This window comes from Streptosporangium sp. NPDC049046 (assembly GCF_040649155.1).
In the GTDB taxonomy this organism is placed as follows: domain Bacteria; phylum Actinomycetota; class Actinomycetes; order Streptosporangiales; family Streptosporangiaceae; genus Streptosporangium.
On record NZ_JBEZEZ010000085.1, the window covers coordinates 1 to 2,190 of the forward strand.

Genomic DNA, 2,190 nt, shown 5'->3' on the forward strand with positions numbered 1-2,190 from the left:
TGTCGACGTCGTTCGAACCGTGACCCCTTATCGGCGTCTGAAAGCTGACCCCTGTCGTGTACTTGATTGTTACTGGTCGTTGCTGGGATTGGCCGCTGGCACGCGGCCGAGGTCCCGGTTTTTCAGGCGGTAGCTGTCTCCCTTCAAGCTGATGACTTCGGCGTGATGAACCAGACGGTCGATCATGGCGGCGGCCACGACATCATCGCCGAACACCTCTCCCCAGCGCCCAAACGGCTTGTTGCTGGTCACGATCAAACTGGCCCGCTCATAGCGGCTGGAGACCAGCTGGAAGAACAGGTTGGCCGCCTCGGGTTCGAAGGGGATGTAGCCGACCTCGTCGACGATCAGCACCGGGATCCGCGACAGCTTGACGAGTTCGGCCTGCAGGGTGCCGGCGGTATGAGCCTCAGCCAGCCGGGCGACCCATTGGGCGGCGGTGGCGAAAGCGACCCGGTGCCCGGCCTGACAGGCCCGGATGCCCAAGCCGATGGACAGATGGGTCTTACCGGTTCCCGGCGGGCCGAGGAAGACCACGTTGTCCTTGGCGGTGACGAAGTCCAGCGTGCCCAGATGCGCGATGACCTCGCGTTTGAGGGAACGCTGGTGGTCGTAGTCGAAGTCCTCCAACGCCTTGCGGGCCGGGAAGCGGGCAAACCGGATCCGGGCCTCACCGCCATGTGATTCCCGGGCGGCGACCTCGCGTTGCAGGCACGCGGCCAAAAACTCCTCATGCGTCCAGGACTCGGCCCGTGCCCGCTCGGCCAGCCGATCGATGGACGCTGCCAGGGACGGAGCCTTGAGCACCCGAGTCAGATACGACAGCTCGGCCGCGAGATTGCGGCCGCTGGTCGTGGTGGTGTTCGTGCCGGTCGCGGCCATCACGCCACCCCCTCGACACCGAGCAGCGCGTCGTAGTCACTCAGCCGGCGCTGCTCAACCTCAACCTCGGCCGGGGCAGGGGCCGGGGCTGGGGCGGTGCGCAGGCAGGTGCGGCGCATCGCGGCGGCCGCCTGCGCGTGCAGCGCATCGGTGATGGTCTGATGCGGCGCCCAGCACCGCCGGTGACGGGCCACCACCTGCCCGCCGCAGGTCACCGTGACCTCCTCCACGTCGGCGACCACCTCCACCAGGCGGCCGATCACCGAGGGATGCACCGAGTAGTCACACGAGGCGACGCGAACATAGTGATCACGTGCCAGCCGCACCGAGGTGCGCCAGCCCACGGCCGGAGCGATCGGCGGCAACGCCACCATCGCCGCCAGGTCGGCGGGCAGCCGATCCAGTGGCCGGCACTGGATACGCCGGTGATGGCGGCCGTTGGCCAGGGGCAGCCAGTCGGCCAGCTGGGTGTTGAAGTCCTGCGGACCGGCGAACTGCCGGCCGGGCAGGAACGAGGTCTCCAGATAGCCGTTGGCCCGCTCGACCATTCCCTTGGCCTCGGGATCGCCTGGCCGGCACTGCACGATGCGCACTCCCAGCGCTCCGCGAAAGGCGTTGGCGTCCGCGGTGAGCTGCGGCCGGCCGCCTCGCCACTGGCCGATCGCGCCCTCGTTGTCCCACACCAGCGTCTTGGGCACCGCACCCAGCTCCGACAACAAAGCCCAGTGCCCGGCGAACAGATCCTCCGCCGTGCGCGAGGGCAGCATCCGGGCCATGATCCACCGCGAATACCCGCTGACCATCACCAGCACCGGCGGGCCGGCCAGATGCCCGGCTCCCACCGGGATCTTCACCGCAGGAAACCACAGATCGCACTGGGCCAGCTCACCGGCCTGGTAGGTGGTCCGTGACACCGGATCAACGGGCTTGAACTGCGGCCGCAACACACGGATCCGGTCTTTGAGGACCGTGATCGACCGTTCCCAGCCGATCCGCTCGGCGATCACCGTGGCGGGCATGGCCGGGAACTGCGCCAGCAGCGCCCGGATCTGCGGCTCGACCGCGTCCACGATCGATCCCTTGCTGGGGCGCTCGTATTTCGGCGGGCTGTTGGTCGCCAGCGCCCGTTTCACGGTGTTCTTCGAGATGCCCATATGCCGAGCGATCGCCTTGATCGGCATCGCCTCGGCTCGATGCAACCGGCGGATCTCCGCCCAGTCCTCCACCTTGATCACCCTCCAGAGTGACTACAAGGGGGTCAGTATTCGGCCGTCGCCACGGGGTCACCGTTCGCGCGTCGTCAACACG

2 protein-coding genes are annotated in these 2,190 nt (G+C 67.8%); both read right to left on the reverse strand.

Going from position 1 to position 2,190, the window contains the following annotated elements; genetic code table 11:
• Positions 1 to 69: 69 nt before the first annotated feature.
• The gene (gene istB / locus AB0B96_RS40780; protein ID WP_362907677.1) at positions 70 to 882 is read right to left on the reverse strand and encodes an IS21-like element helper ATPase IstB; all 813 of its coding nucleotides are present in this window, start codon (positions 880 to 882) and stop codon (positions 70 to 72) included.
• Positions 882 to 2,117, reverse strand: coding sequence for an IS21 family transposase (gene istA, locus AB0B96_RS40785; protein WP_362907679.1), 1,236 nt, complete (start codon positions 2,115 to 2,117; stop codon positions 882 to 884). The genes istB and istA overlap by 1 nt, the downstream gene beginning before the upstream one ends.
• Positions 2,118 to 2,190 lie beyond the last annotated feature (73 nt).

What these genes read in the sequence shown, in the direction of transcription:
- istB (WP_362907677.1), bottom strand. Translation starts at nt 882, where the DNA reads ATGGCCGCGACCGGCACGAACACCACCACGACCAGCGGCCGCAATCTC.